The 24,369-nt window shown below is 68.6% G+C and carries 24 protein-coding genes; 11 read left to right on the top strand and 13 right to left on the bottom strand.

Annotation, left to right across the window (positions count from 1 at the left end):
• Window positions 1–17 precede the first annotated feature (17 nt).
• Complete coding sequence (locus BMZ19_RS06655) at window positions 18–911, top strand: efflux RND transporter periplasmic adaptor subunit (RefSeq protein ID WP_090308723.1); 894 nt, start codon at window positions 18–20, stop codon at window positions 909–911.
• A gap of 15 nt (window positions 912–926) precedes the next feature.
• Here BMZ19_RS06655 and BMZ19_RS06650 read toward each other — a convergent pair whose 3' ends face one another.
• The 11 genes from BMZ19_RS06650 to BMZ19_RS06600 all read right to left on the bottom strand — a co-directional run bounded on the left by BMZ19_RS06650 (window position 927) and on the right by BMZ19_RS06600 (window position 11,525).
• Entirely contained in the window at window positions 927–1,238 is a 312-nt protein-coding gene (locus BMZ19_RS06650; protein WP_090308721.1) for a hypothetical protein, read from the bottom strand.
• Between the two features lie 105 nt (window positions 1,239–1,343).
• On the bottom strand, window positions 1,344–2,024 hold the full coding sequence (locus BMZ19_RS06645; RefSeq protein ID WP_090308719.1) for a glutathione S-transferase family protein: 681 nt from the start codon (window positions 2,022–2,024) through the stop codon (window positions 1,344–1,346).
• Window positions 2,025–2,058: 34 nt separating this feature from the next.
• Window positions 2,059–2,439 carry a carboxymuconolactone decarboxylase family protein gene (locus BMZ19_RS06640; RefSeq protein ID WP_090308716.1) on the bottom strand — a complete coding sequence of 127 codons (381 nt, stop codon included), beginning with the start codon at window positions 2,437–2,439 and terminating at the stop codon, window positions 2,059–2,061.
• 50 nt (window positions 2,440–2,489) lie between these two features.
• Window positions 2,490–2,891 (bottom strand): MerR family transcriptional regulator, encoded by a 402-nt coding sequence (locus BMZ19_RS06635; RefSeq protein ID WP_090308712.1) that lies wholly within the window; start codon window positions 2,889–2,891, stop codon window positions 2,490–2,492.
• A 327-nt stretch (window positions 2,892–3,218) separates the two neighbouring features.
• A complete protein-coding gene (locus BMZ19_RS06630) occupies window positions 3,219–3,848 on the bottom strand; it encodes a CoA transferase subunit B (RefSeq protein WP_090308709.1) in 630 nt (209 codons plus the stop codon).
• 2 nt (window positions 3,849–3,850) lie between these two features.
• Window positions 3,851–4,564 (bottom strand): CoA transferase subunit A, encoded by a 714-nt coding sequence (locus BMZ19_RS06625; RefSeq protein ID WP_090308706.1) that lies wholly within the window; start codon window positions 4,562–4,564, stop codon window positions 3,851–3,853.
• Window positions 4,565–4,716: 152 nt separating this feature from the next.
• Window positions 4,717–5,616 carry a hydroxymethylglutaryl-CoA lyase gene (locus BMZ19_RS06620; protein ID WP_090308703.1) on the bottom strand — a complete coding sequence of 300 codons (900 nt, stop codon included), beginning with the start codon at window positions 5,614–5,616 and terminating at the stop codon, window positions 4,717–4,719.
• 130 nt (window positions 5,617–5,746) lie between these two features.
• Entirely contained in the window at window positions 5,747–7,699 is a 1,953-nt protein-coding gene (locus tag BMZ19_RS06615; RefSeq protein ID WP_090308700.1) for an acetyl/propionyl/methylcrotonyl-CoA carboxylase subunit alpha, read from the bottom strand.
• The gene (locus tag BMZ19_RS06610) at window positions 7,696–8,496 is read right to left on the bottom strand and encodes a gamma-carboxygeranoyl-CoA hydratase (RefSeq protein ID WP_090308698.1); all 801 of its coding nucleotides are present in this window, start codon (window positions 8,494–8,496) and stop codon (window positions 7,696–7,698) included. Before BMZ19_RS06610 ends, BMZ19_RS06615 begins: the two co-directional genes overlap by 4 nt.
• A gap of 124 nt (window positions 8,497–8,620) precedes the next feature.
• Window positions 8,621–10,228: a carboxyl transferase domain-containing protein gene (locus BMZ19_RS06605; RefSeq protein ID WP_090308695.1), complete on the bottom strand. Its 1,608-nt coding sequence runs from the start codon at window positions 10,226–10,228 to the stop codon at window positions 8,621–8,623.
• Between the two features lie 133 nt (window positions 10,229–10,361).
• On the bottom strand, window positions 10,362–11,525 hold the full coding sequence (locus BMZ19_RS06600; RefSeq protein ID WP_090308692.1) for an isovaleryl-CoA dehydrogenase: 1,164 nt from the start codon (window positions 11,523–11,525) through the stop codon (window positions 10,362–10,364).
• A 260-nt stretch (window positions 11,526–11,785) separates the two neighbouring features.
• On the opposite strand from BMZ19_RS06600, the gene BMZ19_RS06595 reads away from it, so the two are divergent.
• The 10 genes from BMZ19_RS06595 (at window position 11,786) to BMZ19_RS06550 (ending at window position 22,348) form a co-directional block, all read left to right on the top strand.
• The gene (locus tag BMZ19_RS06595) at window positions 11,786–13,465 is read left to right on the top strand and encodes an AMP-binding protein (protein WP_090308688.1); all 1,680 of its coding nucleotides are present in this window, start codon (window positions 11,786–11,788) and stop codon (window positions 13,463–13,465) included.
• A 97-nt stretch (window positions 13,466–13,562) separates the two neighbouring features.
• On the top strand, window positions 13,563–14,156 hold the full coding sequence (locus tag BMZ19_RS06590) for a peroxidase-related enzyme (RefSeq protein ID WP_090308685.1): 594 nt from the start codon (window positions 13,563–13,565) through the stop codon (window positions 14,154–14,156).
• Between the two features lie 132 nt (window positions 14,157–14,288).
• Window positions 14,289–15,065, top strand: coding sequence for an ABC transporter ATP-binding protein (locus BMZ19_RS06585; protein WP_090308682.1), 777 nt, complete (start codon window positions 14,289–14,291; stop codon window positions 15,063–15,065).
• Entirely contained in the window at window positions 15,062–15,787 is a 726-nt protein-coding gene (locus tag BMZ19_RS06580; RefSeq protein WP_090308679.1) for an ABC transporter ATP-binding protein, read from the top strand. The genes BMZ19_RS06585 and BMZ19_RS06580 overlap by 4 nt, the downstream gene beginning before the upstream one ends.
• 116 nt (window positions 15,788–15,903) lie before the next feature.
• Complete coding sequence (locus BMZ19_RS06575; RefSeq protein ID WP_090308676.1) at window positions 15,904–17,133, top strand: ABC transporter substrate-binding protein; 1,230 nt, start codon at window positions 15,904–15,906, stop codon at window positions 17,131–17,133.
• Window positions 17,134–17,229: 96 nt separating this feature from the next.
• A complete protein-coding gene (locus BMZ19_RS06570) occupies window positions 17,230–18,117 on the top strand; it encodes a branched-chain amino acid ABC transporter permease (protein ID WP_090308672.1) in 888 nt (295 codons plus the stop codon).
• A 2-nt stretch (window positions 18,118–18,119) separates the two neighbouring features.
• Window positions 18,120–19,127, top strand: coding sequence for a branched-chain amino acid ABC transporter permease (locus BMZ19_RS06565; protein WP_090308669.1), 1,008 nt, complete (start codon window positions 18,120–18,122; stop codon window positions 19,125–19,127).
• 13 nt (window positions 19,128–19,140) lie between these two features.
• Window positions 19,141–19,890 (top strand): electron transfer flavoprotein subunit beta/FixA family protein, encoded by a 750-nt coding sequence (locus BMZ19_RS06560; protein WP_090308666.1) that lies wholly within the window; start codon window positions 19,141–19,143, stop codon window positions 19,888–19,890.
• Window positions 19,890–20,819 carry an FAD-binding protein gene (locus BMZ19_RS06555; RefSeq protein ID WP_090308663.1) on the top strand — a complete coding sequence of 310 codons (930 nt, stop codon included), beginning with the start codon at window positions 19,890–19,892 and terminating at the stop codon, window positions 20,817–20,819. The genes BMZ19_RS06560 and BMZ19_RS06555 overlap by 1 nt, the downstream gene beginning before the upstream one ends.
• Before the next feature lie 110 nt (window positions 20,820–20,929).
• Window positions 20,930–22,348: a homospermidine synthase gene (locus tag BMZ19_RS06550; RefSeq protein WP_170847713.1), complete on the top strand. Its 1,419-nt coding sequence runs from the start codon at window positions 20,930–20,932 to the stop codon at window positions 22,346–22,348.
• Between the two features lie 78 nt (window positions 22,349–22,426).
• On the opposite strand, the gene BMZ19_RS06545 is transcribed toward BMZ19_RS06550, so the two are convergent.
• Both BMZ19_RS06545 and BMZ19_RS06540 read right to left on the bottom strand, forming a co-directional pair.
• The gene (locus BMZ19_RS06545) at window positions 22,427–23,152 is read right to left on the bottom strand and encodes an ABC transporter ATP-binding protein (protein WP_090308660.1); all 726 of its coding nucleotides are present in this window, start codon (window positions 23,150–23,152) and stop codon (window positions 22,427–22,429) included.
• Entirely contained in the window at window positions 23,145–24,365 is a 1,221-nt protein-coding gene (locus BMZ19_RS06540; RefSeq protein WP_090308657.1) for an ABC transporter permease, read from the bottom strand. The genes BMZ19_RS06545 and BMZ19_RS06540 overlap by 8 nt, the downstream gene beginning before the upstream one ends.
• Window positions 24,366–24,369 lie beyond the last annotated feature (4 nt).

The following is a 24,369-nucleotide window of genomic DNA, read 5'->3' as shown; positions in this document are numbered from 1 at the left end:
CGCGAACGAGCCTGGATATGCCCTGGAAAAGAGTCATCAGCGTCGTCTTCACCCTGCTGGTCTTCGCCGCCGCCGTGTTGCTGGTGCGCACCCTCTGGCTGCACTACATGGACTCGGCGTGGACCCGCGACGGCCGGGTGCGCGCCGAGGTGGTCAACATCGCGGCCGACGTCGCCGGCCTGGTGGTCGAGGTGGCGGTGCACGACAACCAGACGGTGAGCAAGGGCGACCTGCTGCTGCGCATCGACCCCGCGCACTACCGCACCGCCGTGCGCCAGGCCGAGGCGCGGGTGGCAGCGCGCCAGGCCGAACTGAAGATGCGCGAGGACAATGCGGCGCGGCGCGCCGACATCAGCGAGCGGGTGGTGTCGCGGGAGAGCCGCAGCGACGCCGGCCAGCTGGCCGCCGCCGCGCGCGCCGACCTGCTCGAGGCGCAGGCGCAGCTCGACGAGGCGCGCCTCAGGCTCAGGCGCACCGAGGTGCGCGCGCCGGTGGACGGCTACGTCACCAACCTCAACCTGTTCGTGGGCGACTTCGCCGAGCGCGGCGAGCCGGCGCTGGCGCTGGTCGACCGCCATTCCTTCTACGTCTACGGCTACTTCGAGGAAACCCGTCTGCCGCTGATCCGCGTCGGCGACAAGGCCGAGATGCGCCTGATGAGCGGCGAGCGGCTGAGCGGGCGGGTCGACAGCCTGGCGCGCGGCATCTACGACCGCGACAACCCGGAAAGCCGCGAGCTGACCGCCGACGTCAACCCGACCTTCAACTGGGTGCGCCTGGCCCAGCGCGTGCCGGTGCGCATCCACCTCGACGCACTGCCCGAGGGGCTGGAGCTGGCGGCGGGGATGACCTGCACGGTGATCATCACCCCGCCGAGCGGCGCGGCGCGGGCGGTGCCGCTGCGCTGGTAGGGCGCGCGGCCGGGCTCAGCGGCGGTGGTCGTGACGGTAGTAGTCGCGGTGGTAGGGGCGGCCGTAGGGGCGGTGGTGGTAATGGCGCGGGTAGTAGCGCGGCCCGTAGTAGTAGCGTGGGGCCGGGTAGTAATAGCGCGGTGGCGGGTAGTAGTAATGGGGCGGGTAGTACGCCGGCGGGCCGATCTGGATGCTCAGCGGCGGCGCGTCGATATGGACGCCGGGGACGCCGATGATGACTCGGGTATCGCCGGCCCTGGCTGGCATCGGCTCGAACAGGGCTAGACAGGTCAGCAGGCCGCTGGCGAGGACAAGGCGCGCGAACATGGTCGAAGCTCCTCAAGTGTCCGGGATTGCCGGTCACCTGATTCGACCGCGGCGCAGAGGGAAAGTCCTGCCGCGCCGATGGATGGTGCCGCGCCGGCGGGGGCCTCAGCCATCGGCCGGCGGGCCGGCCAGCGGCGCCGGGGTCGGCTCGATCCCCTGCTCGCGGGCGGCGTTCTCCTGGGCTGCCAGCGCGCGCTGGAAGCCGGCGCGGCTCTGCAGGCGCTGCCAGTAGGCGCGCACCGCTGGCGGGAACTGCGCCTCCAGCCCCTGGTAGGCGGCGAGCATCAGCGCGTAGCCGACCGAGATGTCGGCGGCGGTGAAGCGCCCGGCGCACAGGTGCTCGCCGTGCTGCAGGGCGGCGTCGACACCGCGCAGGCGGCCGAGGAACCAGCGGGTGTAGTCCTCGACCACCTGCGGCTGGCGGCGCTCCTGCGGCTCGAAGCGTCCGTAGCGCAGCAGTAGGGTCTGCGGGAAGGTCAGGGTGGCCTCGCCGAAGTGCAGCCAGTTCAGCCAGGCGCCGAAGTCCGCCTCGTCGACCGCGACGTTCAGCGGCGTCGGCCCGTGGCGGCGCGCCAGGTATTCGCAGATGGCAGCCGACTCGGTCATCAGCAGCTCGCCGTCGCGGAACGCCGGCACGGTGCCGAGCGGATTGATCTCCAGGTATTCGCGCGCCAGCGCCCGCGGCGGGAAGGGCAGCATCTTCAGCTGGTAGGCCAGGCCCAGCTCCTCCAGCATCCACAGCGGGCGGAAGGAGCGGGCGCTCAGGCAGTGATAGAGGGTGATCATCGTGGGCCTTCCGTGTACGGGGTGGGTTTTCCGTTCAGCCTTCCTGCTGGTAGCTGTCGATCACTTCCTGGGCGGCGCGGAAGGCCTCCATGGCCGCCGGCACGCCGGCGTACACCGCGCAGTGCAGCAGCGCCTCGCGGATTTCCTCCACAGTGCAGCCGTTGTTCAGCGCGCCGCGTACGTGGCCCTTGAGTTCCTGCGGGCATTTCAGCGCGGTGAGGGCGGCGAGGGTGATCAGGCTGCGGGTCTTGCGCGGCAGGCCCTCGCGGGTCCACACCCCGCCCCAGGCGTGGGCGTTGACGAACTCCTGCAGCGGCGCGGTGAACTCGGTGGCGTTGCCCAGGGCGCGGTCGACGAAGGCGTCGCCCATCACCTCGCGGCGGACCTTGAGGCCCTGCTCGTGGCTGTCGGTCATCGGGGATTTCCTGAAGAGAGAGTGCGCCTGCAGGCAGGCGCCGGGGAGGGTTACTCGGCGGCCGTTTTCTTGCTGGCGCTATCCGCGAGGGCCGTGCGGCAGCGCTCCTCGGCGGTATCCAGCTCCAGCTGCATCTGCTGGATGTCGAGGAGCTGCTGTTCCAGCTGCGCGCGGCGCTCGGCGATCATGCCGAGCATGATGTTGAGCTGCTTCTGGTTGCCGGTCTGCGGGTCGTACAGTTCGATCAGGGTCTTGCACTCGGCCAGCGACAGGCCGAGGCGCTTGCCGCGCAGGATCAGCTTGAGCGCCACCCGGTCCTTGGGGCTGTAGATGCGTTCCTGGCCGCGGCGCTGCGGCGTGAGCATGCCCTGCTCCTCGTAGAAGCGGATGGTGCGGGTGGTCACGTCCAGTTCCTGGGCGAGGTCGGAGATGCTGTAGGTCTGCTTCGCCATGGGGGATTCCAGATTCGTCGGCGTGCGCGCCCGGCGTCGTGTGGGCGCCGGGATCGGTGCGTTCATGAGTGTTCGATGGACAAGGCTACACCCTGGCCATCGCCGATGCACCGGGTCGCGCGGAACGACCGGAAGGAGGAAGGCGTGTGCGGCGCGGCTCGGGCGCCTGCGCCGCGAGCAGCAGGGAGGACGACGTCGGGCATATTGTTGTTCTCGTTGGGCGTCGTGGAGGGAGTAGAGGCAGTGGGGTAGGGTGGGAAACTCGCGCAGCGATTTCCCACCATCGCCAGGCGGACACGGCGGCGCCGTTGTCCACCCTGCCCGGGTTCAGCGCTGGATCGGGCAGCCGGTGGCGGCCTGCAGTTCGTCGAAGCTGACGCCTTCGGCCAGCTCGACCAGCTTCAGGCCCTGCTCGCTGACGTCCAGCACGGCGAGATCGGTGATGATCCGGTCGACCACGCCGACGCCGGTCAGCGGCAGCTCGCAGCGTTCGAGGATCTTGTGCGCGCCGCCCTTGGCGGTGTGCTCCATCAGCACCACCACGCGCTTGACGCCGGCGACCAGGTCCATGGCGCCGCCCATGCCCTTGACCATCTTGCCGGGGATCATCCAGTTGGCCAGGTCGCCCTGGGCCGACACCTGCATGGCGCCGAGGATCGACAGGTTGATGTGGCCGCCGCGGATCATCGCGAAGCTCGCCGCGCTGTCGAAGAAGCTGCTGCCGGGCAGGGTGGTGATGGTCTGCTTGCCGGCGTTGATCAGGTCCGGGTCGACCTCGTCCTCTCTCGGGAACGGGCCGATGCCGAGCAGGCCGTTCTCGCTCTGCAGCCAGACGTCCATGCCGTCTGGGATGTAGTTGGCCACCAGGGTCGGCAGGCCGATGCCGAGGTTGACGTAGAAGCCGTCCTGCAGCTCCTGGGCGGCGCGCTGCGCCATCTGTTCACGGGTCCAGGCCATGGTCAGGCGCTCCCTGTTTTTGAGTTGGAAAGCGTGCGTTGTTCGATGCGTTTCTCGGGGTTCGGGTTGACCACGATGCGTTGCACGTAGATGCCCGGCAGGTGGATCTGGTCGGCGTCCAGCGCACCGGTCTCGACCAGTTCCTCGACCTCGACCACGCAGACCTTGCCGGCCATCGCCGCCAGCGGGTTGAAGTTGCGCGCGGTCTTGTTGAACACGAGGTTGCCGGCCTGGTCGGCCTTCCAGGCCTTGACCAGCGCCACGTCGGCGCGCAGCGAGCGCTCCATCACGTACCACTCGCCGTCGAACTGGCGGGTTTCCTTGCCTTCGGCGACCAGGGTGCCGTAGCCGGTCTTGGTGAAGAACGCCGGGATGCCGGCACCGCCGGCGCGCAGCTTCTCGGCCAGGGTGCCCTGCGGGGTGAATTCCAGCTCCAGCTCGCCGGCCAGGTACTGGCGCTCGAACTCCTTGTTCTCGCCGACGTAGGAAGAAATCATCTTCCTGATCTGTCGGGTCTCCAGCAGCAGGCCGAGGCCGAAACCGTCGACGCCGGCGTTGTTGCTGATGGCAGTGAGGTTCTGGCGGCCGGAATCGCGCAGGGCGGCGATCAGCGCCTCGGGGATGCCGCACAGGCCGAAGCCGCCGACGGCGATGGTCATGCCGTCCTGCACCAGCCCGTCGAGGGCGGCGTGGGCGTTGGGGTAGAGCTTGTTCATGGGTGTGCCTCTCTTGTTGTTCCGTTCGTGGCGCCGGGTGTTGCTGCCGCTCTCTGTGGGAGGCCCGACCTCGGGGCGAAGCTCTGGTTGCCTGTGGCGGACCTGTGGTCCGCATCGCCGCGAGGTCGCGCCTCCTACAAAAAAGTGCGCTGCTAGGCGCTGCGCCAGGCGCGGGCCACGCGCGAGCCGTTGTCGCGGCCGAGCACGCTGCAGATGCGCTCGCCGGCCTGGATCAGCGCCTCCAGCTCGATGCCGGTGTGGATGCCCAGGCCGTCGAGCAGATACAGCACGTCCTCGCTGGCCACGTTGCCGCTGGCGCCCTTGGCGTAGGGGCAACCGCCGAGGCCGGCGACCGAGCTGTCGAACACGTGGATGCCTTCCAAGAGGCTGGCGTAGATGTTCGCCAGCGCCTGGCCGTAGGTGTCGTGGAAGTGCCCGGCCAGCTTGTCGCGCGGGATGTCGCGGCCGACCGTCTCGAACAGGGCGCGGGTCTTGCCGGCGGTGCCGGTGCCGATGGTGTCGCCCAGCGAGATCTCGTAGCAGCCCATGTCGAACAGCTGGTTGGCCACATGGGCCACCTGCTGTGCCGGGACCTCGCCCTCGTAGGGGCAGCCGAGCACGCAGGACACGTAGCCGCGCACGCGGACGCCCTGCTCGCGGGCGGCGTCCATCAGCGGCACGAAGCGCTGCAGGCTCTCGGCGATCGAGCAGTTGATGTTCTTCTGCGAGAAGGCCTCGCTGGCGGCGGCGAACACCGCCACCTCCTGCACGCCGGCGAGCATCGCCGCCTCGAAGCCCTGCAGGTTGGGGGTCAGCGCGGCGTAGGTGACGCCGGGCTTCTGCTGGATCTGCGCGAACACCTCGGCGGAGCCGGCCATCTGCGGCACCCACTTCGGCGACACGAAGCTGCCGACCTCGATGTATTCCAGGCCGGCGGCGGTCAGGTCGTCAACCAGGCGCACCTTGTCGGCCACGCTGATCGGCTGTTTCTCGTTCTGCAGTCCGTCGCGCGGGCCGACTTCGACCAGGCGGACGTGCTGGGGCAGGGGCATGATGTGTCCTCGAGGCATGTGCGTGGTGCTCCTGTGCGTGAATGGCAGGTCTCTACTGTAGGGGCGAATTCATTCGTCTTTGCACCATACATGGCGAATGAATTCTCCCCTACAGGGCTGGTTCCTGGATTCAGGCCTCCTCCAGCTCCACCAGTGCGGTGCCTTCGCTGACCATCTCGCCCTCGCTGCAGTACAGGCCCTTGACCACCCCGGCCTGCGGCGCGCGGATGCTGTGTTCCATCTTCATCGCCTCCAGCACCACCAGCGCGGTGCCGGCCTCGACGTGCTGGCCGGCTTCGACCAGCACGCGGACGATGCTGCCGTTCATCGGCGCGGTCAGCCCGCCGTGGTGGGCGTGGCTGGCCTCGGCCTCGGCGATCGGATCGACGCGCTGCACGCTGCGCAGTTCGCCGGCCCACTGCAGGTACAGGCTGTCGCCGCGGCGGATCGCCAGGTGCTGGCGGCGCAGGCCGTCCTGCTCGACCACCAGTTGCTCGTCGACCAGCTGCGCCCTGGGTGAGCTGCCCGCACGCAGCCGCACGCTCTGCTGGGCGTCGCCGCAACGCAGGGTCAGGTCGGTTTCCCCGGGCAGGCCGGCGCGCCAGCCGCTGCGCGCGCTCCACGGCGAGTGCGGGTCGTCGCCGCGCACGCGTTCGGCCTCGCTGTGCACGAAGGCCTCGCCGGCCAGTTGCCAGAACACCTCCGGCAGGGCGCCGACCGGTGGCAGCAGCTGCGCCTGGTGGCGCGGGATGAAGCCGGTATCCAGTTCGGCGGCGGCGAAGGCCGGGTGGGCCAGCACGCGGTGCAGGAAGGCCAGGTTGGTCTTCACCCCGCCCACGGCGGTCTCGGCGAGCATGGCCAGCAGGCGCTGGCGCGCCTCCTCGCGGTTCTCGCCCCAGGCGATCAGCTTGCCGAGCATCGGGTCGTAGAACGGCGACACCGTGTCGCCCTCGGCCACCCCACTGTCGACCCGGCGGCCCGGGCCGGCGGCCGGTTCGCGGTACAGCGCCAGGGTGCCGGTGGCCGGCAGGAAGTCGTTGTCCGGGTCCTCGGCGTACAGGCGCACCTCGATGGCGTGGCCGATCAGCGGCACCTCGTCCTGGCTGATCGGCAGCGCCTCGCCGCGGGCGACGCGGATCTGCCAGGCGACCAAGTCGAGGCCGGTGATCGCCTCGGTGACTGGATGTTCCACCTGCAGGCGGGTGTTCATCTCCATGAAGAAGAATTCGCCGCGCGCATCGAGGAGGAATTCCACGGTGCCGGCGCCGACGTAGCCGATGGCCTTGGCCGCCTTCACCGCTGCCTCGCCCATGGCGCGGCGCAATTCGGGGGACAGGCCGGGGGCCGGGGCTTCCTCGACCACCTTCTGGTGGCGGCGCTGGATCGAGCAGTCGCGTTCGTTGAGGTACAGGCAGTTGCCGTGGCTGTCGGCGAACACCTGGATCTCCACATGGCGCGGCTTGAGCACGTACTTCTCGACCAGCATGCGCGAGTCGCCGAACGAGGATTTCGCCTCGCGCTGCGCCGAGGCCAGCGCCTCGGCCAGCTCGCTTTCGCGCTCGACCACCTTCATGCCCTTGCCGCCGCCGCCGGCGGTGGCCTTGAGCAGCACCGGATAGCCAATCACCTCGGCGGCGGTGCGGAAAGTCTCGTAGTCCTGGGCCTCGCCGTGGTAGCCGGGCACCAGTGGCACGCCGGCGGTTTCCATCAGCGCTTTGGCCGCCGACTTGCTGCCCATGGCGTCGATGGCGCTGGCCGGCGGGCCGAGGAAGATCAGCCCGGCCGCCTCGATGGCGCGGGCGAAGCCGGCGTTCTCGGAGAGGAAGCCGTAGCCGGGGTGGATGGCCTGGGCGCCGCTGGCCTTGGCCGCGGCGATCAGCTTGTCGACCAGCAGGTAGCTGTCGGCCGGCTTGGCGCCGCCCAGATCGACGCGGATGTCGGCCTCGCGGGCGTGGCGGGCGTCGGCGTCGATGGCGCTGTGCACGGCCACGGTGGTCAGGCCGAGGGCCTTGGCGGTGCGCATCACCCGGCAGGCGATCTCGCCGCGGTTGGCCACCAGCAGGGTGTCGATGTGTCGGCTCATGGTTGGCTCTCCTGCCAGGCGGGGGTGCGTTTGTCGAGGAAGGCGTTGAGCCCTTCCTGGCCTTCGGCGCTGACGCGCAGGGTGGCGATGGCCTGTTCGGTGAACTGGCGCAGCTCGTCGTCGAGCTGCGCCGGGCCGACCTCGACCAGCAGGTGCTTGCAGGCCTTGAGCGCCTGCGGACTGTTCAGGCGCAGGTTGGCGACCCACTGCTCGAGCGCGGCGTCCAGCTCGCTGGCCGGATAGCACTCGGCGAGCAGGCCCAGTTCGCGGGCGCGCTGGCCGTCGAAGCGCTCGGCGGTGAGGGCGTAGCGGCGGGTGGCGCGCTCGCCGATGGCCTTGACCACGAACGGGCTGATCACCGCCGGGGCCAGGCCGATGCGCACTTCCGACAGGCAGAACAGCGCGTCGGTCGCGCCGATGGCCATGTCGCAGCAGGCGATCAGGCCCAGCGCGCCGCCGAAGGCCGCGCCCTGCACCACGGCCAGGGTCGGCTGCGGCAGGTGGTAGAGACGGTGCATCAGCTCGCCCAGTTCGTGAGCGTCATTGAGGTTGGCGGCGTAGTCGAGCTTGGCCGACTGCTGCATCCAGGCGAGATCCGCGCCGGCGGAGAAGTGCTTGCCGCGCCCGCGCAGGACCAGCAGGCGGATCGCCGGGTCGGCCTGCACCGCGGCCAGCGCGGCGTTCAGCTCGCGGATCACCTCGGCGTTGAAGGCGTTGTTCTTGTCGGCACGGTTCAGCCACAGGGTGGCGACGCCGTGCGGATCGCGTTCGAGTTGTACGGTGGTGAAGTCGGTCATGTCGGCTCCAGGGCATCTGTTGGCGCTCCCTCTCCCCGTGGGGAGAGGGTTGGGGTGAGGGGCGGCGGTGCCGGCTGCCCTCACCCCCGGCCCCTCTCCCGCTGGCGGGAGAGGGGAGCAGGGCTTACATGCGGAACACGCCGAAGCTGGTCGGCTCGATGGGCGCGTTGAGCGTGGCGGACAGCGCCAGGGCGAGCACCTCGCGGGTCTGCGCCGGGTCGATCACGCCGTCGTCCCACAGCCGCGCGCTGGAGTAGTACGGATGCCCCTGGCGCTCGTACTGCTCGAGGATCGGCTGGCGGATCGCCTCCTCTTCCTCGGCGGAGAACTGCTGGCCGCTGCGCTCGACCTGCTCGCGCTTGACCTGGGTGAGCACGCCGGCGGCCTGGGCGGCGCCCATCACGCCGATCCGCGCGTTCGGCCACATCCACAGGAAGCGCGGGTCGTAGGCGCGCCCGCACATGCCGTAGTTGCCGGCGCCGAAGCTGCCGCCGATGATCACGGTGAACTTCGGCACCTTGGCGCAGGCCACCGCGGTGACCAGCTTGGCGCCGTGCTTGGCGATGCCGCCGGCCTCGTACTTCTGGCCGACCATGAAGCCGGTGATGTTCTGCAGGAACAGCAGCGGGATGCCGCGCTGGCAGGCCAGCTCGATGAAGTGTGCGCCCTTCTGCGCCGCCTCGGCGAACAGGATGCCGTTGTTGGCGAGGATGGCGATCGGGTAGCCGTGCAGGCGGGCGAAGCCGCACACCAGTGTGGTGCCGAACAGCGCCTTGAACTCGTCGAATTCGCTGCCGTCGACCAGCCGGGAGATCACCTCGCGCACGTCGAACGGCTGCTTGGCGTCGGCCGGGATCACCCCGTACAGCTCATCAGCGGCGTACAGCGGCGCGCGTGGCGCGCTGGCCTGCACCTCGCCGAGCTTGCGCCAGTTGAGGTTGGCCACGCAGCGGCGGGCGATGGCCAGCGCGTGGGCGTCGTTCTCGGCGTAGTGGTCGGCAACCCCGGAGGTCTTGCAGTGCACGTCGGCGCCGCCCAGCTCCTCGGCGGTGACCACCTCGCCGGTGGCGGCCTTCACCAGCGGCGGGCCGGCGAGGAAGATGGTCGCCTGGTTGCGCACCATGATGGTCTCGTCGGCCATCGCCGGCACGTAGGCGCCGCCGGCGGTGCACGAGCCCATCACCACGGCGATCTGCGGGATGCCCTGGGCGCTCATGTTGGCCTGGTTGAAGAAGATCCGCCCGAAGTGCTCGCGGTCGGGGAACACCTCGTCCTGGCGCGGCAGGTTGGCGCCGCCGGAGTCGACCAGGTAGATGCACGGCAGGCGGTTCTGCTGGGCGATGCTCTGCGCGCGGAGGTGCTTTTTCACCGTCAGCGGGTAGTAGCTGCCGCCCTTCACGGTGGCGTCGTTGGCGACGATCATGCACTCGACGCCCTCGACCCGGCCGATGCCGGCGACCACGCCGGCGGCCGGCACGTCCTCGCCGTACACCTCGAAGGCGGCCAGCGCGGAGAGTTCGAGGAAGGCCGAGCCGGGGTCGAGCAGGGCATTGATGCGCTCGCGCACCAGCAGCTTGCCGCGGGCGGTGTGGCGCTGCTGGGCGGCGACGCCGCCGCCCTCGCTGATGCGGCCGAGCAGGGCGCGCAGGTTGTTGACCTGCTCGCGCATCGCCGCGCTGTTGGCGGCGAACTCCGGCGAACGGGTGTTGATCTGGGTGTGCAGGATGGCCATCGGGCGCTCCTCGGGCTGTTCGCTATCCCCCCTCTCCCGCGTGCGGGAGAGGGGCCGGGGGAGAGGGGGGCGTTGACTCAGCACCTCTCCCTGACCCTCTCCCCGGAGGGGAGAGGGGATGGTCCGCGCGGCTTCAGCGCGTCTCGTTGAACAGCTCGCGGCCGATCAGCATGCGGCGGATCTCGCTGGTGCCGGCGCCGATCTCGTAGAGCTTGGCGTCGCGCAGCAGACGCCCGGTGGGGAACTCGTTGATGTAGCCGTTGCCGCCGAGGATCTGGATCGCCTGCAGGGCCATCTGGGTGGCGTTCTCGGCCGTATAGAGGATCACCCCGGCGGCGTCCTTGCGGGTGGTCTCGCCGCGGTCGCAGGCCTGCGCCACGGTGTACAGGTAGGCCCGGCTAGCGTTGAGCTGGGTGTACATGTCGGCGACCTTGCCCTGGATGAACTGGAACTCGCCGATGCTCTGGCCGAACTGCTTGCGGTCGTGGATGTAGGGCACCACCACGTCCAGGCAGGACTGCATGATGCCGACCGGGCCACCGGCGAGCACCACGCGCTCGTAGTCGAGGCCGCTCATCAGCACCTTCACGCCGCCGTTGAGCTGGCCGAGGATGTTTTCCTCCGGCACCTCGACGTCGTCGAAGAACAGCTCGCAGGTGTTGGAGCCGCGCATGCCCAGCTTGTCGAACTTGTTGCCGCGGCTGAAGCCCTTCCAGTCGCGCTCGACGATGAACGCGGTGATGCCGTGCGCGCCCTTGTCGATGTCGGTCTTGGCGTAGATCACGTAGGTGTTGGCGTCCGGACCGTTGGTGATCCAGGTCTTGCTGCCGTTGAGGACGAAGCGGTCGCCCTTCTTGTCGGCGCGCAGCTTCATGGAGACCACGTCGGAACCGGCATTCGGCTCGCTCATCGCCAAGGCGCCGACGTGCTCGCCGCTGATCAGCTTGGGCAGGTATTTGGCCTTCTGCGCGGCAGTGCCGTTGCGGTTGATCTGGTTGACGCACAGGTTGGAGTGGGCGCCGTAGGACAGGCCGACCGACGCCGAGGCGCGGCTGATTTCCTCGATGGCCACCACGTGGGCCAGGTAGCCCATGCCGGCGCCGCCGTACTCCTCGGAAACGGTGATGCCCAGCAGGCCCATCTCACCGAATTTCTTCCACATGTCGGCGGGGAACAGGTTGTCGTGGTCGATGGCGGCGGCGCGCGGCGCCAGCTCGCTGGTCACGAAGGCACGCACCTGGTCGCGCAGCATGTCGACGGTTTCACCAAGGGCGAAGTTGAGGCTGGAGTACGTCATGGAACCACCTTTGTCTGTCTTGTAGTTGTGCGGTTTGCGGAGTAGTACGGTAGGTCGCTGCGCGAGTCCGGCCCCTGGAGCGCTGCTCCCGGAGCCCCCATTCCAGCTTAGCGTTCGGCTCTGCGGAGTGGGTTGTCAGTCGATCACCTTTACGTTAACGTAAACAAACCCTGCAGCAACGTCAACTCCTGACGGTTGCTGTGGAACAGCAAGACTCAGAAGCAGCAAACCTCATAACAAACATAAGACTGAGGCATTCCATGAATCTTCCGAGCTACACCTGCGGACCGCAGGAGAAACCGCTGCTGGCCATGACCATCGGTGCAGCCTTCGATCAGACGGTATCCCGCTTTGCCGAACGCGAAGCGCTGGTGGTGCGCGAGCAGGGCCTGCGTTACACCTGGGCCGAGCTGGCCGAAGCGGTCGACCGCTGCGCGCGGGCCTTCATCGCCATCGGCCTGCAGCCGGGCGAGCGTCTGGGCATCTGGTCGCCGAACCGCGCCGAGTGGTGCATCGCCCAGTTCGCCAGCGCCAAGGTCGGCGTGATCCTGGTCAACATCAATCCAGCCTACCGCCTCAACGAACTCGAGTACGCGCTCAAGCAGTCCGGCTGTCGCTGGCTGATCTGCGCCGACACCTTCAAGACCTCCGACTACCACGCCATGCTCGGCGAGCTGCTGCCGGAGCTGGCCACCAGCGCCACCGGCGCCCTGCACAGCCACATGCTGCCGGAGCTGCGCGGGGTGATCAGCCTCGGTCGACAGCCGGCCGACGGCATGCTCGGCTGGCAGCAGCTGCAGGCGCTGGCCGAGCAGGTCGGCCCCGAGCAGCTGCGCCAGTGCGGCGAGCAGCTGCAGTTCGACGAGCCGATCAACATCCAGTACACCTCCGGCACCACCGGCTTCCCCAAGGGCGCCACCCTCAGCCACTACAACATCCTCAACAACGGCTACATGGTCGGCGAGAGCCTCGGCCTCACCGAGCACGACCGCCTGGTCATCCCGGTGCCGCTGTACCACTGCTTCGGCATGGTGATGGGCAACCTCGGCTGCCTGACCCACGGCAGCACGATGATCTACCCGAGCGCCGCCTTCGAGCCGCTGGCCGCCCTGCAGGCGGTGGCCGAGGAGCGCGCCACCGCACTGTACGGCGTGCCGACCATGTTCATCGCCATGCTCGACCACCCCGAGCGCGCCGGCATGGACCTGTCCAGCCTGCGCACCGGGATCATGGCCGGCGCCACCTGCCCGATCGAGGTGATGAAGCGGGTGATCGCCGAGATGCACATGAGCGAGGTGCAGATCGCCTACGGGATGACCGAGACCAGCCCGGTGTCGACCCAGACCGGCCCTTCCGATGACCTGGAGCGCCGCGTCACCAGCGTCGGCCGCACCCAGCCGCACCTGGAGAGCAAGATCGTCGACGAGCACGGCCATGTCGTGCCACGCGGGCAGATCGGCGAGCTGTGCACCCGCGGCTACAGCGTGATGCTCGGCTACTGGAACAACCCGGAAGCGACCCGCGAGGCCATCGACGGCGCGCGCTGGATGCACACCGGCGACCTGGCGACCATGGACGAGGAGGGCTACGTCAAGATCGTCGGGCGCAACAAAGACATGATCATCCGCGGCGGCGAGAACGTGTATCCGCGCGAGATCGAGGAATTCCTCTTCACCCACGAGGCGGTGGCCGACGTGCAGGTGATCGGCGTGCCGGACAGCAAGTACGGCGAGGAGGTCGTCGCCTGGGTCAAGCTGCATCCTGGGCACACGGTCGAGGCCGAGGCGCTGCGCGAGTTCTGCAAGGGGCGCATCGCCCACTTCAAGATTCCGCGGCACATCAAGTTCGTCAACGAGTTCCCGATGACCATCAGCGGCAAGGTGCAGAAGTTCCGCATGCGCGAGGTCAGCGTGGCGGAGCTGGGGATTGGCCAGCACTGAAGCGGCGCGCAACGAGCGTTCCCGCACTGGGTGGGAACGCCGCACGGTGCCCGCGCAGGAGCGTGGGTGCCTTCAGGCATAAAATGAGGAGTCGTTCATGACCGCCCCGATCAGCCGTTTCCCCGTACCCGAATCGCTCGACGCCCTGCCGGCCGACCTGCGCGAGCGCATCCTTGCCGTGCAGGACCGCGCCGGCTTCATTCCCAACGTGTTCCTCATGCTGGCGCACCGCCCCGAGGAGTTCCGCCCCTTCTTCGCCTGGCACGACGCGCTGATGGAGCGTGAATCCGACAGCCTGACCCTGGCCGAGAAGGAAATGATCGTGGTCGCCACCAGCGCGCGCCACGGCTGCCTGTACTGCGTGGTGGCGCACGGTGCGGTGCTGCGCATCTACAGCAAGCAGCCGCACCTGGCCGACCAGCTGGCGATCAACCACCGCAGCGCCGCCATCGGCGAGCGCCAGCGGCTGATGATCGACTTCGCCATGCACCTCAGCTTCGACCACGGCGTGCTCGACGACGCCTGGCAGGCGCGCCTGGAAAGCGTCGGTTTCAGCCTCAACGACATCTGGGACATCGGCGCCGTGGCTGCCTTTTTCAGCCTGTCCAACCGCCTGGTGTCGCTGGCCGGCACCCCGCCGAACGACGAGTTCTACCTGATGGGCCGCGTTCCACGCGAACCGCGTACCTGATCACAATGCACTGCACTAAAGACGTACGAACGGTGCTTGCCGCGCGCGTCGGGATGCTGTTAACGTTTACGTAAAGGCCAGTGACGGCCAGCGCCATAACCAACAAAAACAATCAAGGTTAGAGGGCACCCCATGGCACCAGAGTTTGTGCTGGAAACACGCGGCCTGACCAAGGAGTTCCGCGGTTTCACCGCGGTCGATTCGGTCGACCTGCGCGTGCAGCAAGGTCACATCCACGCGCTGATCGGTCCCAACGGGGCCGGCAAGACCACCGTGTTCAACCTGCTCACCAAGTTCCTCACCCCGACCCGCGGGGAGATCCTCTACTTCGGCAAGCCGATCACCGCGATGAAGTCCAACGAGATCGCCCGTCTCGGCCTGGTGCGCTCGTTTCAGATATCCGCAGTGTTCGGCCACATGAGCGTGCGCGACAACGTGCGCGTGGCGCTGCAGCGCCAGCAGGGCAACTCCTTCCACTTCTGGAAATCGGCACGCTGCCTGGACGAGCTGAACGAGCGCGCCGACCAGCTGCTCGCCGAAGTCGACCTGCTTGGGTTCGCCGACACCTTGACCATCGAGCTGCCCTACGGCCGCAAGCGCGCCCTCGAACTGGCCACCACCCTGGCCCTGGATCCCAAGGTGCTGCTGCTCGACGAGCCGACCCAGGGCATGGGCCACGAGGACGTCGACATGGTGGTCGGCCTGGTGCGTCGCGCCGCGGTCGGTCGCACCGTGGTCATGGTCGAGCACAACCTCAGCGTGGTCAGCCGCCTGTGCGACCGCATCACCGTGCTGGCGCGCGGCGCGATCCTCGCCGAGGGCGATTACGCCGCGATGTCGGCCCACCCGCAGGTGCGCGAGGCCTATCTGGGCAGCGAAGCTGCCGCACTCGAGGAGGCCCACGCATGACCGGCCTGCACACCACCCCGGACTTCGAACAGCTGCGCATCAGCGACCTGCACGCCTTCTACGGCGAGTCGCACATCCTCCACGGCATCGACCTGCTGGTGCGCCGCGGCGAGCTGGTGACCCTGCTCGGTCGCAACGGCGCCGGGCGCACCACCACCCTGCGCGCGATCATGAACCTGGTCGGCCGGCGCACCGGTTCGATCATGATCAACGGCAACGAGACCATCGGCGTCGCCGCCCACCTGATCCCGCGCCTGGGCGTTGGCTATTGCCCGGAGGAGCGCGGCATCTTCGCCAGCCTCAACGTCGAGGAAAACCTGCTGCTGCCGCCCACCGTGCGCAGCGGCGGCATGGACCTCGACGAGATCTACGAGATGTTCCCCAACCTCTACGAGCGCCGCTTCAGCCAGGGCACCCGGCTGTCCGGTGGCGAGCAGCAGATGCTGGCCATGGCGCGCATCCTGCGTACCGGCGCCAACCTGCTGCTGCTCGACGAGATCACCGAGGGCCTCGCCCCGGTGATCGTGCAGAAGCTCGGCCAGGTGTTGCTCAAGCTCAAGGAAAAAGGCCTGACCATCGTCCTGGTCGAACAGAACTTCCGCTTCGCTGCGCCGCTGGCCGACCGTCACTACCTGATGGAGCACGGCCAGATCGTCGAGGAGATCGCCGCCGGCGAGCTGTCGGCGAAGCAGGAGCTGCTCAACACCGCTCTCGGCGTCTGAACCCCGTAATACCCCTCGCGATCCGCCTGGCGCCTTGGCGCCGGGGGCTCCCGTCGGTCTGCACGTCTGCATCTCTGTTCAACAAAAAACAATAACCATGCACAGTGGGTGAATAAATGAAAGCGTTCCAGAAGACTGCAAGTGCCATCCTCGCCTCCACCCTGATCGCCAGCGCCGCCCAGGCCGCGCAGATCAGCGACGACGAAATCCGCATCGGCTATCTCGCCGACATGTCCGGCACCTACCGCGACCTCGCCGGCCCGGGCGGCCTGGAGGCGCTGAAGATGGCGGCGGAGGATTTCGGCGGCACGGTCGACGGCAAGAAGATCGTCATCTTCAACGCCGACGACCTCAACAAGCCGGACGTCGGCGCCAACACCGTGCGTCAGTGGGTCGACGAGCGCAACGTCGACATGGTGACCGGTCTGGTCGCCTCCTCGGTGGTGCTGGCCGCTACCAAGGTGGTCGAGCAGGCCGACAAGCTGGCGCTGATCTCCGGCGCGGCGTCCTCGGGGATCACCAACGAGTTCTGCTCGCCCAACCACATCCACTGGACCTACGACACCTACGCGCTGGCCAACGGCACCGCCAAGGCCGTGCTCGGTGCGGGTGGCAAGAGCTGGTACATGCTGACCGCCGACTACGCCTTCGGCCATGCCATGGAAGCCGACATCACCAAGGTGGTGGAAGGCGGCGGCGGCAGCGTGGTCGGCAAGGTTCGCCACCCGTTCCCGAGCAGCGACTTCTCCTCCTACGTGCTGCAGGCCCAGGGTTCCGGTGCCGAGGTGATCGCCCTGGCCAACGCCGGTGCCGACACCGTCAACGCGCTGAAGACCGCCAGCCAGTTCGGCGTCACCCAGTCCGGGCAGAAGCTGGCCGGCATGGTGGTGTTCCTCAACGATATCCACGCCATGGGCCTGGATGTGACCCAGGGCCTGATGCTGACCACCGGCTGGTACTGGGACATGAACGACGAGACCCGTGCCTGGGCCAAGCGCTACCACGAGCGCGTCGGCAGCATGCCGACCATGGCTCAGGCGGGGGTGTACTCGGCCACCATGCACTACCTGAACGCGGTCAAGGCCACCGGCAGCGACGACACCACCACCGTGCGCGCCAAGATGGCGGCCACCCCGATCAACGACATGTTCGCCAAGGGCGGCCAGATTCGCGAGGACGGCCGCATGGTCCACGACATGTACCTGGTGCAGGTGAAGACCCCGGCCGAGTCCAAGGGCGAGTGGGACCTGTACAAGATCGTCAGCACCATCCCCGGCGAGCAGGCCTTCCGCCCGCTGGCCGAGAGCCAGTGCAAGCTGGTCAAGGATCAGGTGGCCAAGCACTGATCGACCGCCGGCTCCCGCGCGCCTGAGCGCGCGGGAGCGAGCCATCCACCCGGCCCGCGCGGCCGGGTGTCGCGGACTTCCTCTGGGTGGTGACTCATGACTCTCCTGTTCGGTATTCCCCTGAGCGTACTGCTCGGCCAGCTGCTGCTCGGCCTGATCAACGGCGCCTTCTATGCACTGCTCAGCCTGGGCCTGGCGATCATCTTCGGCCTGCTGCGCATCATCAACTTCGCCCATGGTGCCCAGTACATGCTCGGTGCCTTCGCCGCCTGGCTCGGCTTGAGCTATCTGGGCGTCAACTACTGGGTCGCGCTGCTGCTGGCGCCGCTGCTGGTCGGTGCCATCGGCATGGCCATCGAGCGCCACCTGCTGCGGCGCATCGCCGGCGAGGACCACCTCTACGGCCTGCTGCTGACCTTCGGCCTGGCGCTGATCGTCGAGGGCAGCTTCGTCAAGCTGTTCGGCGTGTCCGGCGCCTCCTACCCGATGCCCGAGCTGCTCAAGGGCGGCTACAACCTCGGCTTCATGTTCCTGCCCACCTACCGCGCCTGGGTGGTGGTGGCCGCGCTGGTGGTGTGCATCGCCACCTGGTACATGATCGAGCGCACCCGTCTGGGTTCCTACCTGCGCGCCGGCACCGAGAACCCCAAGCTGATGCAGGCCTTCGGCATCAACGTGCCGCTGCTGATCACCCTGACCTACGGCTACGGCGCCGCCCTGGCGGCCTTCGCCGGCGTGCTCGCCGCGCCGATCTATCCGGTCAGCCCGACCATGGGCGCCAACCTGCTGATCGTGGTGTTCGCCGTGGTGGTGATCGGCGGCATGGGTTCGATCATGGGCGCCATCGTCACCGGTCTGGCCATGGGCCTGATCGAGGGCCTGACCAAGGTGTTCTATCCGGAAGCGGCCAACACCGTGGTGTTCCTGGTGATGGTAATCGTGCTGCTGGTTCGTCCTGCGGGACTGTTCGGGAAGGAGGCATGAGCATGTCGAGTCTGGAAAACATTCAGGCGGCTGCGGCCGTGCACCCCAAGGTCGAACAGCAACGCCAGCGCGCGGCGCTGCTGCGCAAGCGCGGCTTCTACCTGGCGCTGCTCGGCGTCGCGCTGGTCGCCCCGCTGGCGGTGTACCCGGTGTTCCTGATGAAGCTGCTGTGCTTCGCGCTATTCGCCTGCGCCTTCAACCTGCTGCTGGGCTTCGCCGGACTGCTGTCGTTCGGCCACGCGGCGTTCCTCGCCAGCGGTGGCTACGTCACCGGCTACCTGCTCAGCCAGTACTCGGGGCTGTCCACCGAGCTGGGCATCCTCGCCGGCACGACGGCCTCCGGGCTGCTCGGGCTGGGCTTCGGCCTCTTGGCGATCCGCCGCCAGGGCATCTACTTCGCGATGATCACCCTGGCGCTGGCCCAGCTGGTGTTCTTCATGTTCGTGCAGGCGCCGTTCACCGGCGGCGAGAACGGTCTGCAGGGCGTGCCGCGCGGCCACCTGTTCGGTCTGTTCGACCTGTCGAGCAACCTGGCGATGTACTACTTCGTGCTGGCGGTGTTCGTGTTCGGCTTCGCGGTGATCCAGCGCACCATCCACTCGCCCTACGGCCAGGTGCTCAAGGCGATCCGCGACAACGAGCCGCGGGCCATCTCGCTGGGCTACAACGTCGACGCCCACAAGCTGCTGGCCTTCGTCATCTCGGCGACCCTCACCGGCCTGGCCGGGGCGACCAAGACCGTGGTGTTCCAGCTGGCCTCGCTGACCGACGCCCACTGGCACATGTCCGGCGAGGTGATCCTGATGACCCTGCTCGGCGGCGTCGGCACCGTGCTCGGCCCGCTGGTCGGTGCCGGGGTGGTGGTGACCCTGCAGAGCTACCTGTCCAACGGCCCGCTGGGCGACTGGGTGCATGTGATTCTCGGCGTGATCTTCGTGCTCTGCGTGCTGCTGTTCCGCGCCGGCATCGTCGGCTGGCTGCAGAAGCTGATCAGCCGCAACTTCAAGTGAGAAGAGGTAACCGATGAAGATCCTCGTGGCTGTGAAACGCGTGGTCGACTACAACGTCAAGGTCCGGGTCAAGGCCGACCAGAGCGGCGTCGAGCTGGCCAACGTCAAGATGGCGCTCAATCCGTTCTGCGAGATCGCCGTGGAAGAGGCGGTGCGCCTCAAGGAAAAGGGCATCGCCAGCGAGATCGTGGTGGTCTCGGTCGGCCCGGCGACCGCCCAGGAGCAGCTGCGCACCGCGCTGGCCCTCGGCGCCGACCGCGCCATCCTGGTCGAGTCCAGTGATGAGCTGAGTTCCCTGGCGGTGGCCAGGCTGCTCAAGGCGGTGGTCGACCGCGAGCAGCCGCAGCTGGTGATCCTCGGCAAGCAGGCCATCGACAGCGACAACAACCAGACCGGGCAGATGCTCGCCGCGCTCTGCGGCTTCGCCCAGGGCACCTTCGCCTCCAAGGTGGAAGTGGCCGGCGACAGCGTCAACGTCACCCGCGAGATCGACGGCGGCCTGCAGACCGTGGCCCTCAAGCTGCCGGCCATCGTCACCACCGACCTGCGCCTCAACGAGCCGCGCTACGCCTCCCTGCCCAACATCATGAAGGCCAAGAAGAAGCCGCTCGACCTGCTCACTCCCGCGGCGCTGGGTGTGTCCACCGCCTCGACGCTGAAGACCCTCAAGGTCGAGGCGCCGGCCGCGCGCAGCGCCGGGATCAAGGTCAAGTCGGTGGCCGAACTGGTCGAGAAACTGAAGAACGAAGCGAAGGTGATCTGATGGCCATTCTCGTCATTGCCGAACACGACAACGCCGCCCTGGCGGCGGCCACCCTGAATACCGTGGCGGCCGCTGCGCAGATCGGCGGCGACATCCACCTGCTGGTCGCCGGCGCCAACTGCGCCGCGGTGGCCGAGGCCGCCGCCCAGGTCGCCGGGGTGAGCACGGTGCTGGTCGCCGATCACCCCGCGCTGGCCCACCAGCTGGCGGAGAACCTCGCGCCGCTGGTCAGCGCGCTGGGCAGGAGTTACAGCCACGTGCTGGCGCCGGCCACCACCGCCGGCAAGAACCTGCTGCCGCGCGTCGCTGCCCTGCTCGACGTCGAGCAGATCTCCGAGATCGTCAAGGTCATCGACGCCGACACCTTCCAGCGGCCGATCTACGCCGGCAACGCCATCGCCACCGTGCAGTCCAGCGCGGCGATCAAGGTGATCAGCGTGCGCGGCACCGGCTTCGACGCCGTGGCCGCCGAGGGCGGCAACGCCGCCATCGAGACGCTGACGGGTGCCGAGGATTTGGGCCTGTCGGCCTTCGTCGGCGAGGAGCTGGCCAAGTCCGAGCGTCCGGAACTGACCGCGGCGAAGGTCATCGTCTCCGGCGGCCGCGGCATGCAGAACGGCGACAACTTCGCGCTGCTCTACGGCGTGGCCGACCAGCTCGGCGCCGCGGTGGGCGCTTCGCGCGCGGCGGTGGACGCCGGCTTCGTACCCAACGACATGCAGGTCGGCCAGACCGGCAAGATAGTCGCACCGCAGCTGTACATCGCCGTCGGCATCTCCGGCGCTATCCAGCACCTGGCCGGCATGAAGGATTCCAAGGTGATCGTGGCGATCAACAAGGACGAGGAGGCGCCGATCTTCCAGGTCGCCGACTACGGCCTGGTCGCCGACCTGTTCGAGGCGGTGCCCGAACTGGGGCGCGCGCTCTGACCCCGGCCGTGCCGGCCGCCAGGCGGCGGCCGGCAACGCGCCAGCGCCCTCCCGCGAGAGGCTTCCTATACTGAGGTCCGTCACAGGAAGTCAGCGAGGGGGGAAGGCCATTGGATATTCCGCACCAGCGCCAGGCCTACACCGGGCACATCGTCCTGCTCGGCTTCGGCTGCATCGGCCAGGGCGTGCTGCCGCTGCTGCTGCGCCACCTCGACCTCAAGCCTGCGCAGATCGAGATCCTCGCCGCCGACGCCGCGGGCCTCGACCAGGCCGCACAGGCCGGCATCCGTCATCGGACGGTGTGCCTCACCGCCAGCAACTACCGCGCGGAGCTTGCGCCGCGGCTCGGGCCGGGCGACTTCCTGCTCAACCTGTCGGTCGACGTCAGCAGCATCGCCCTGGTCGAGCTGTGCCGCGAGCGCGGCGCGCTGTACCTGGACGCCTGCATCGAGCCCTGGGCCGGTGGCTACGTGGATCGCCACCTGCCGGCGGCGCAGCGGAGCAACTACGCCCTGCGCGAGGCGGCACTGGCGCTGCGCCGCCCGGACGACCCCGGGCCGACCGCGGTGCTGGCCCATGGCGCCAACCCGGGGCTGGTCTCGCACCTGCTGAAGATGGCGCTGCTCGAACTGGCAGCCGGCCATGGCGCGCCGCAGCCGGTGCCAGCCAGCCGTGGCGAGTGGGCGCGCCTGGCGCAGCGCCTCGGCGTGCGCGTCATCCACATCGCCGAGCGCGACTGGCAGGTGGATCGCCAGCGCAAGGTGCCGGACGAGTTCGTCAACACCTGGTCGGTGCCGGGCTTCGTCAGCGAGGCGCTGCAGCCGGTCGAGCTGGGCTGGGGCAGCCACGAGCGGCACTTCCCGGCCGACGGTCGCGGCCACGGCTACGGCAGTCGCGCGGCGATCTATCTGGAGCGGCCGGGGGCGGCCACCCGGGTGCGCAGCTGGACGCCGCTGGCCGGCCCGCAGCACGCCTTCCTGATCACTCATGGCGAGGCGATCTCCATCGCCGACTACTTCACCCTGGGCGCGAGCGAACAGCCCGAGTACCGACCGACCGTGTTGTATGCCTACCACCCCTGCGACGACACCGTGCTGTCGCTGGACGAGCTGGCCGGCCGCAACTGGCGGCTGCAGCCGCGCTGCCGCCTGCTGCGCGACGGTCTGCTCAGCGGCGTCGACGAACTGGGCGTGCTGCTGATGGGCCACGACGGCGGTGCCTACTGGTACGGCTCGCGGCTGTCGGTCGAGCAGGCGCGGGCGCTGTGCCCGGCCAACAGCCCGACCAGCCTGCAGGTGACGGCGGCGGTGCTTGCCGGGATGCTCTGGACGATGCGCAATCCGGCGTGCGGGGTGGTCGAGCCGGACGAGCTGCCCTTCGCCGAGATCCTCGACTTCTGCCGGCCCTACCTCGGCGAGCTGCTCGGCGTGTACAGCGACTGGACCCCGCTCGAGGGCCGCGGCCGGCTGTTCGACGAGGATCTCGACGCCGACGATCCCTGGCAGTTCAAGAATTTCCGCGTGCTGTAGGGCCTTGCCAACTCGCAGGGAGGTCAACGGCGCAGCCTTGGCCATCGTCGGTGCTGGGCAATCGCCGCGCGAGTTGCCCTACGGATTCATCTGATCGCTGACGATGCTGCCGTCCACCAGCTGGATGGTGCGCGCGCAGCTGGCCGACAGACGCGGGTCGTGGGTGACCACCAGCACCGCGCAGCCGAACTCGCGGTTGAAGCGGCGGAACAGTTCGAACACGCCTTCCGCAGTCTTGGTATCCAGGTTGCCGGTGGGTTCGTCGGCCAGCAGCAGCGCCGGCTGGGTGACCAGGGCGCGGGCGATGGCCACTCGCTGCTGCTGGCCGCCGGAAATCTGGTTGGCCTTCTTCTGCGCGAAATCGGCGAGGCCGACCGCGTCCAGCAGCTCCCGGGCGCGCTCGATGTCGGTCGGCGTCGGCTTGCCGTGGCGGATCATCAGCGGCATCAGCACGTTGTCCAGCACGCTGAACGCCGGAATCAGGTGGTGGAACTGGAACACGAAGCCGATCACCTGGTTGCGCAGATGGGTGCGCTGTTCGTCGTCCATCGCCCGGGTCGGCTGGCCGAGCAGGTACAGCTCGCCGGCGCTGGGCGAGTCGAGCAGGCCGATGACGTTGAGCAGGGTGCTCTTGCCCGAGCCGGACGGGCCGATCAGCGCCGCCAGTTCGCCGCGCACCAGACGCAGGTCGAGCGCGTGCAGCACCTCCAGCTCCAGCGGCGTGCCGGGGTTGTAGGTCTTGCGCAGGCGCTCCAGACGAAGCACTTCCTCGCCATCGGTGAAGCCATGGGTCAACTCAGACATAACGGATCGCCACCGCCGGATCGAGACGGGCCGCGCGCCGCGCCGGCGCCGCGGCGGCCAGCACGCCGGTGACGGTCGCCACCGCCATGGCCACGGGAATCAGCGTCGGGTCGGTGGGGATGAAGAACAGCCCCGGGCCGAAGATGTTGAACACCTGGACCAGCGACCAGCCGACCAGTCCGCCGAGGCCCGAGCCGGCCAGGCCGAGCAGGCCGCCCTGGAGCAGGAACACGCGCAGGATCTGCCCGCGCGGGCTGCCCATGGCGCGCAGGATGCCGATCTCGCGGGTGCGCTGGACCACGCTCACCGCCAGCACGCTGGCGATGCCGAAGGCCACTGACAGGCCGACGAACAGGCGGATCATCTGCGTGGTCATGGTCTGCGAGCGCAGCGCGTTGAGCAGCTGGCCGTTGGTGGCCATCCAGCTTTCCGCCTGCAGGCCGGTGAGGCGCGCCAGGCGGGCGGCGATGGTTTCGGCCTCGAAGATGTCGCGCACCGTGGTGTCGATCACCGTCACCCCGCCGGGCAGGTCGAGCAGGGTCTGGGTCTGCTTGAGGTCGAGGTAGACGTAGCGCGAATCCAGCTCGCGCACGCCCAGCTCGAAGATGCCGGCGATATCGACGATCGTCTCGCGGCCCTCGCCGGCGTCCAGGCGCAGCTTGTCACCGATGCCGAGGCCCAGGTCGTCGGCCAGCTCCTTGCCGATCACCGCGTGCCCGGCGCCGACCGTGAAGTGCCCGGCGATCAGGTCCTCGGCGATCGGGATGATGCGCTGGTAGCGCACGGGGTCGATGCCCATCAGCGCCACCGAGGCGCGCGCCACGCCGCGGCGGGCAATGGCCGGGCCGCTGATCAGCGGCGACACGGCGAGCAGCTGAGTTTGGCCGTCGAGGGCGTCGCGCACGTCCTGCCAGTTGCTGATCGAGCGCAGGCGCTGGGCGCGCGGGTTTTCCAGGATCAGCGCCAGCGCGCCGTCGGCCGCCGGCAGCACGCGGTTGACCTCGTCCAGTGGCAGGATGCGGATGTGCGCCTGGGTGCCGAGGGTGCGCTCGATGACGTTGGCCTGCAGGCCGGTGATCAGTGCGGTAATGAAGACGATCACCGCCGAACCGACGCCGATGCCGACGATGATCAGCAGGGTCTGCATGCGGTTGTCGGCGAGAAAGCGCAGGGCGATCTTCCACTCGGTCCACAGCGAGTCGAGCAGGTGCACCGGC

The organism is Pseudomonas linyingensis (genome assembly GCF_900109175.1).
GTDB classification, from domain to species: Bacteria; Pseudomonadota; Gammaproteobacteria; order Pseudomonadales; family Pseudomonadaceae; genus Geopseudomonas; species Geopseudomonas linyingensis.
Note: the sequence above shows the minus strand (reverse complement) of the source record. Positions and strands in the feature narration are given on the sequence as shown.

Coding starts and splice junctions, on each gene's coding strand:
- BMZ19_RS06545 (WP_090308660.1), bottom strand. CDS start 23,152: ATGTCTGAGTTGACCCATGGCTTCACCGATGGCGAGGAAGTGCTTCGT.
- BMZ19_RS06645 (WP_090308719.1), bottom strand. CDS start 2,024: ATGATCACCCTCTATCACTGCCTGAGCGCCCGCTCCTTCCGCCCGCTG.
- BMZ19_RS06635 (WP_090308712.1), bottom strand. CDS start 2,891: ATGGCGAAGCAGACCTACAGCATCTCCGACCTCGCCCAGGAACTGGAC.
- BMZ19_RS06580 (WP_090308679.1), top strand. CDS start 15,062: ATGACCGGCCTGCACACCACCCCGGACTTCGAACAGCTGCGCATCAGC.
- BMZ19_RS06625 (WP_090308706.1), bottom strand. CDS start 4,564: ATGAACAAGCTCTACCCCAACGCCCACGCCGCCCTCGACGGGCTGGTG.
- BMZ19_RS06640 (WP_090308716.1), bottom strand. CDS start 2,439: ATGACCGACAGCCACGAGCAGGGCCTCAAGGTCCGCCGCGAGGTGATG.
- BMZ19_RS06560 (WP_090308666.1), top strand. CDS start 19,141: ATGAAGATCCTCGTGGCTGTGAAACGCGTGGTCGACTACAACGTCAAG.
- BMZ19_RS06570 (WP_090308672.1), top strand. CDS start 17,230: ATGACTCTCCTGTTCGGTATTCCCCTGAGCGTACTGCTCGGCCAGCTG.
- BMZ19_RS06605 (WP_090308695.1), bottom strand. CDS start 10,228: ATGGCCATCCTGCACACCCAGATCAACACCCGTTCGCCGGAGTTCGCC.
- BMZ19_RS06630 (WP_090308709.1), bottom strand. CDS start 3,848: ATGGCCTGGACCCGTGAACAGATGGCGCAGCGCGCCGCCCAGGAGCTG.
- BMZ19_RS06620 (WP_090308703.1), bottom strand. CDS start 5,616: ATGCCCCTGCCCCAGCACGTCCGCCTGGTCGAAGTCGGCCCGCGCGAC.
- BMZ19_RS06575 (WP_090308676.1), top strand. CDS start 15,904: ATGAAAGCGTTCCAGAAGACTGCAAGTGCCATCCTCGCCTCCACCCTG.
- BMZ19_RS06600 (WP_090308692.1), bottom strand. CDS start 11,525: ATGACGTACTCCAGCCTCAACTTCGCCCTTGGTGAAACCGTCGACATG.
- BMZ19_RS06590 (WP_090308685.1), top strand. CDS start 13,563: ATGACCGCCCCGATCAGCCGTTTCCCCGTACCCGAATCGCTCGACGCC.
- BMZ19_RS06610 (WP_090308698.1), bottom strand. CDS start 8,496: ATGACCGACTTCACCACCGTACAACTCGAACGCGATCCGCACGGCGTC.
- BMZ19_RS06615 (WP_090308700.1), bottom strand. CDS start 7,699: ATGAGCCGACACATCGACACCCTGCTGGTGGCCAACCGCGGCGAGATC.
- BMZ19_RS06555 (WP_090308663.1), top strand. CDS start 19,890: ATGGCCATTCTCGTCATTGCCGAACACGACAACGCCGCCCTGGCGGCG.
- BMZ19_RS06585 (WP_090308682.1), top strand. CDS start 14,289: ATGGCACCAGAGTTTGTGCTGGAAACACGCGGCCTGACCAAGGAGTTC.
- BMZ19_RS06565 (WP_090308669.1), top strand. CDS start 18,120: ATGTCGAGTCTGGAAAACATTCAGGCGGCTGCGGCCGTGCACCCCAAG.
- BMZ19_RS06650 (WP_090308721.1), bottom strand. CDS start 1,238: ATGTTCGCGCGCCTTGTCCTCGCCAGCGGCCTGCTGACCTGTCTAGCC.
- BMZ19_RS06655 (WP_090308723.1), top strand. CDS start 18: ATGCCCTGGAAAAGAGTCATCAGCGTCGTCTTCACCCTGCTGGTCTTC.
- BMZ19_RS06595 (WP_090308688.1), top strand. CDS start 11,786: ATGAATCTTCCGAGCTACACCTGCGGACCGCAGGAGAAACCGCTGCTG.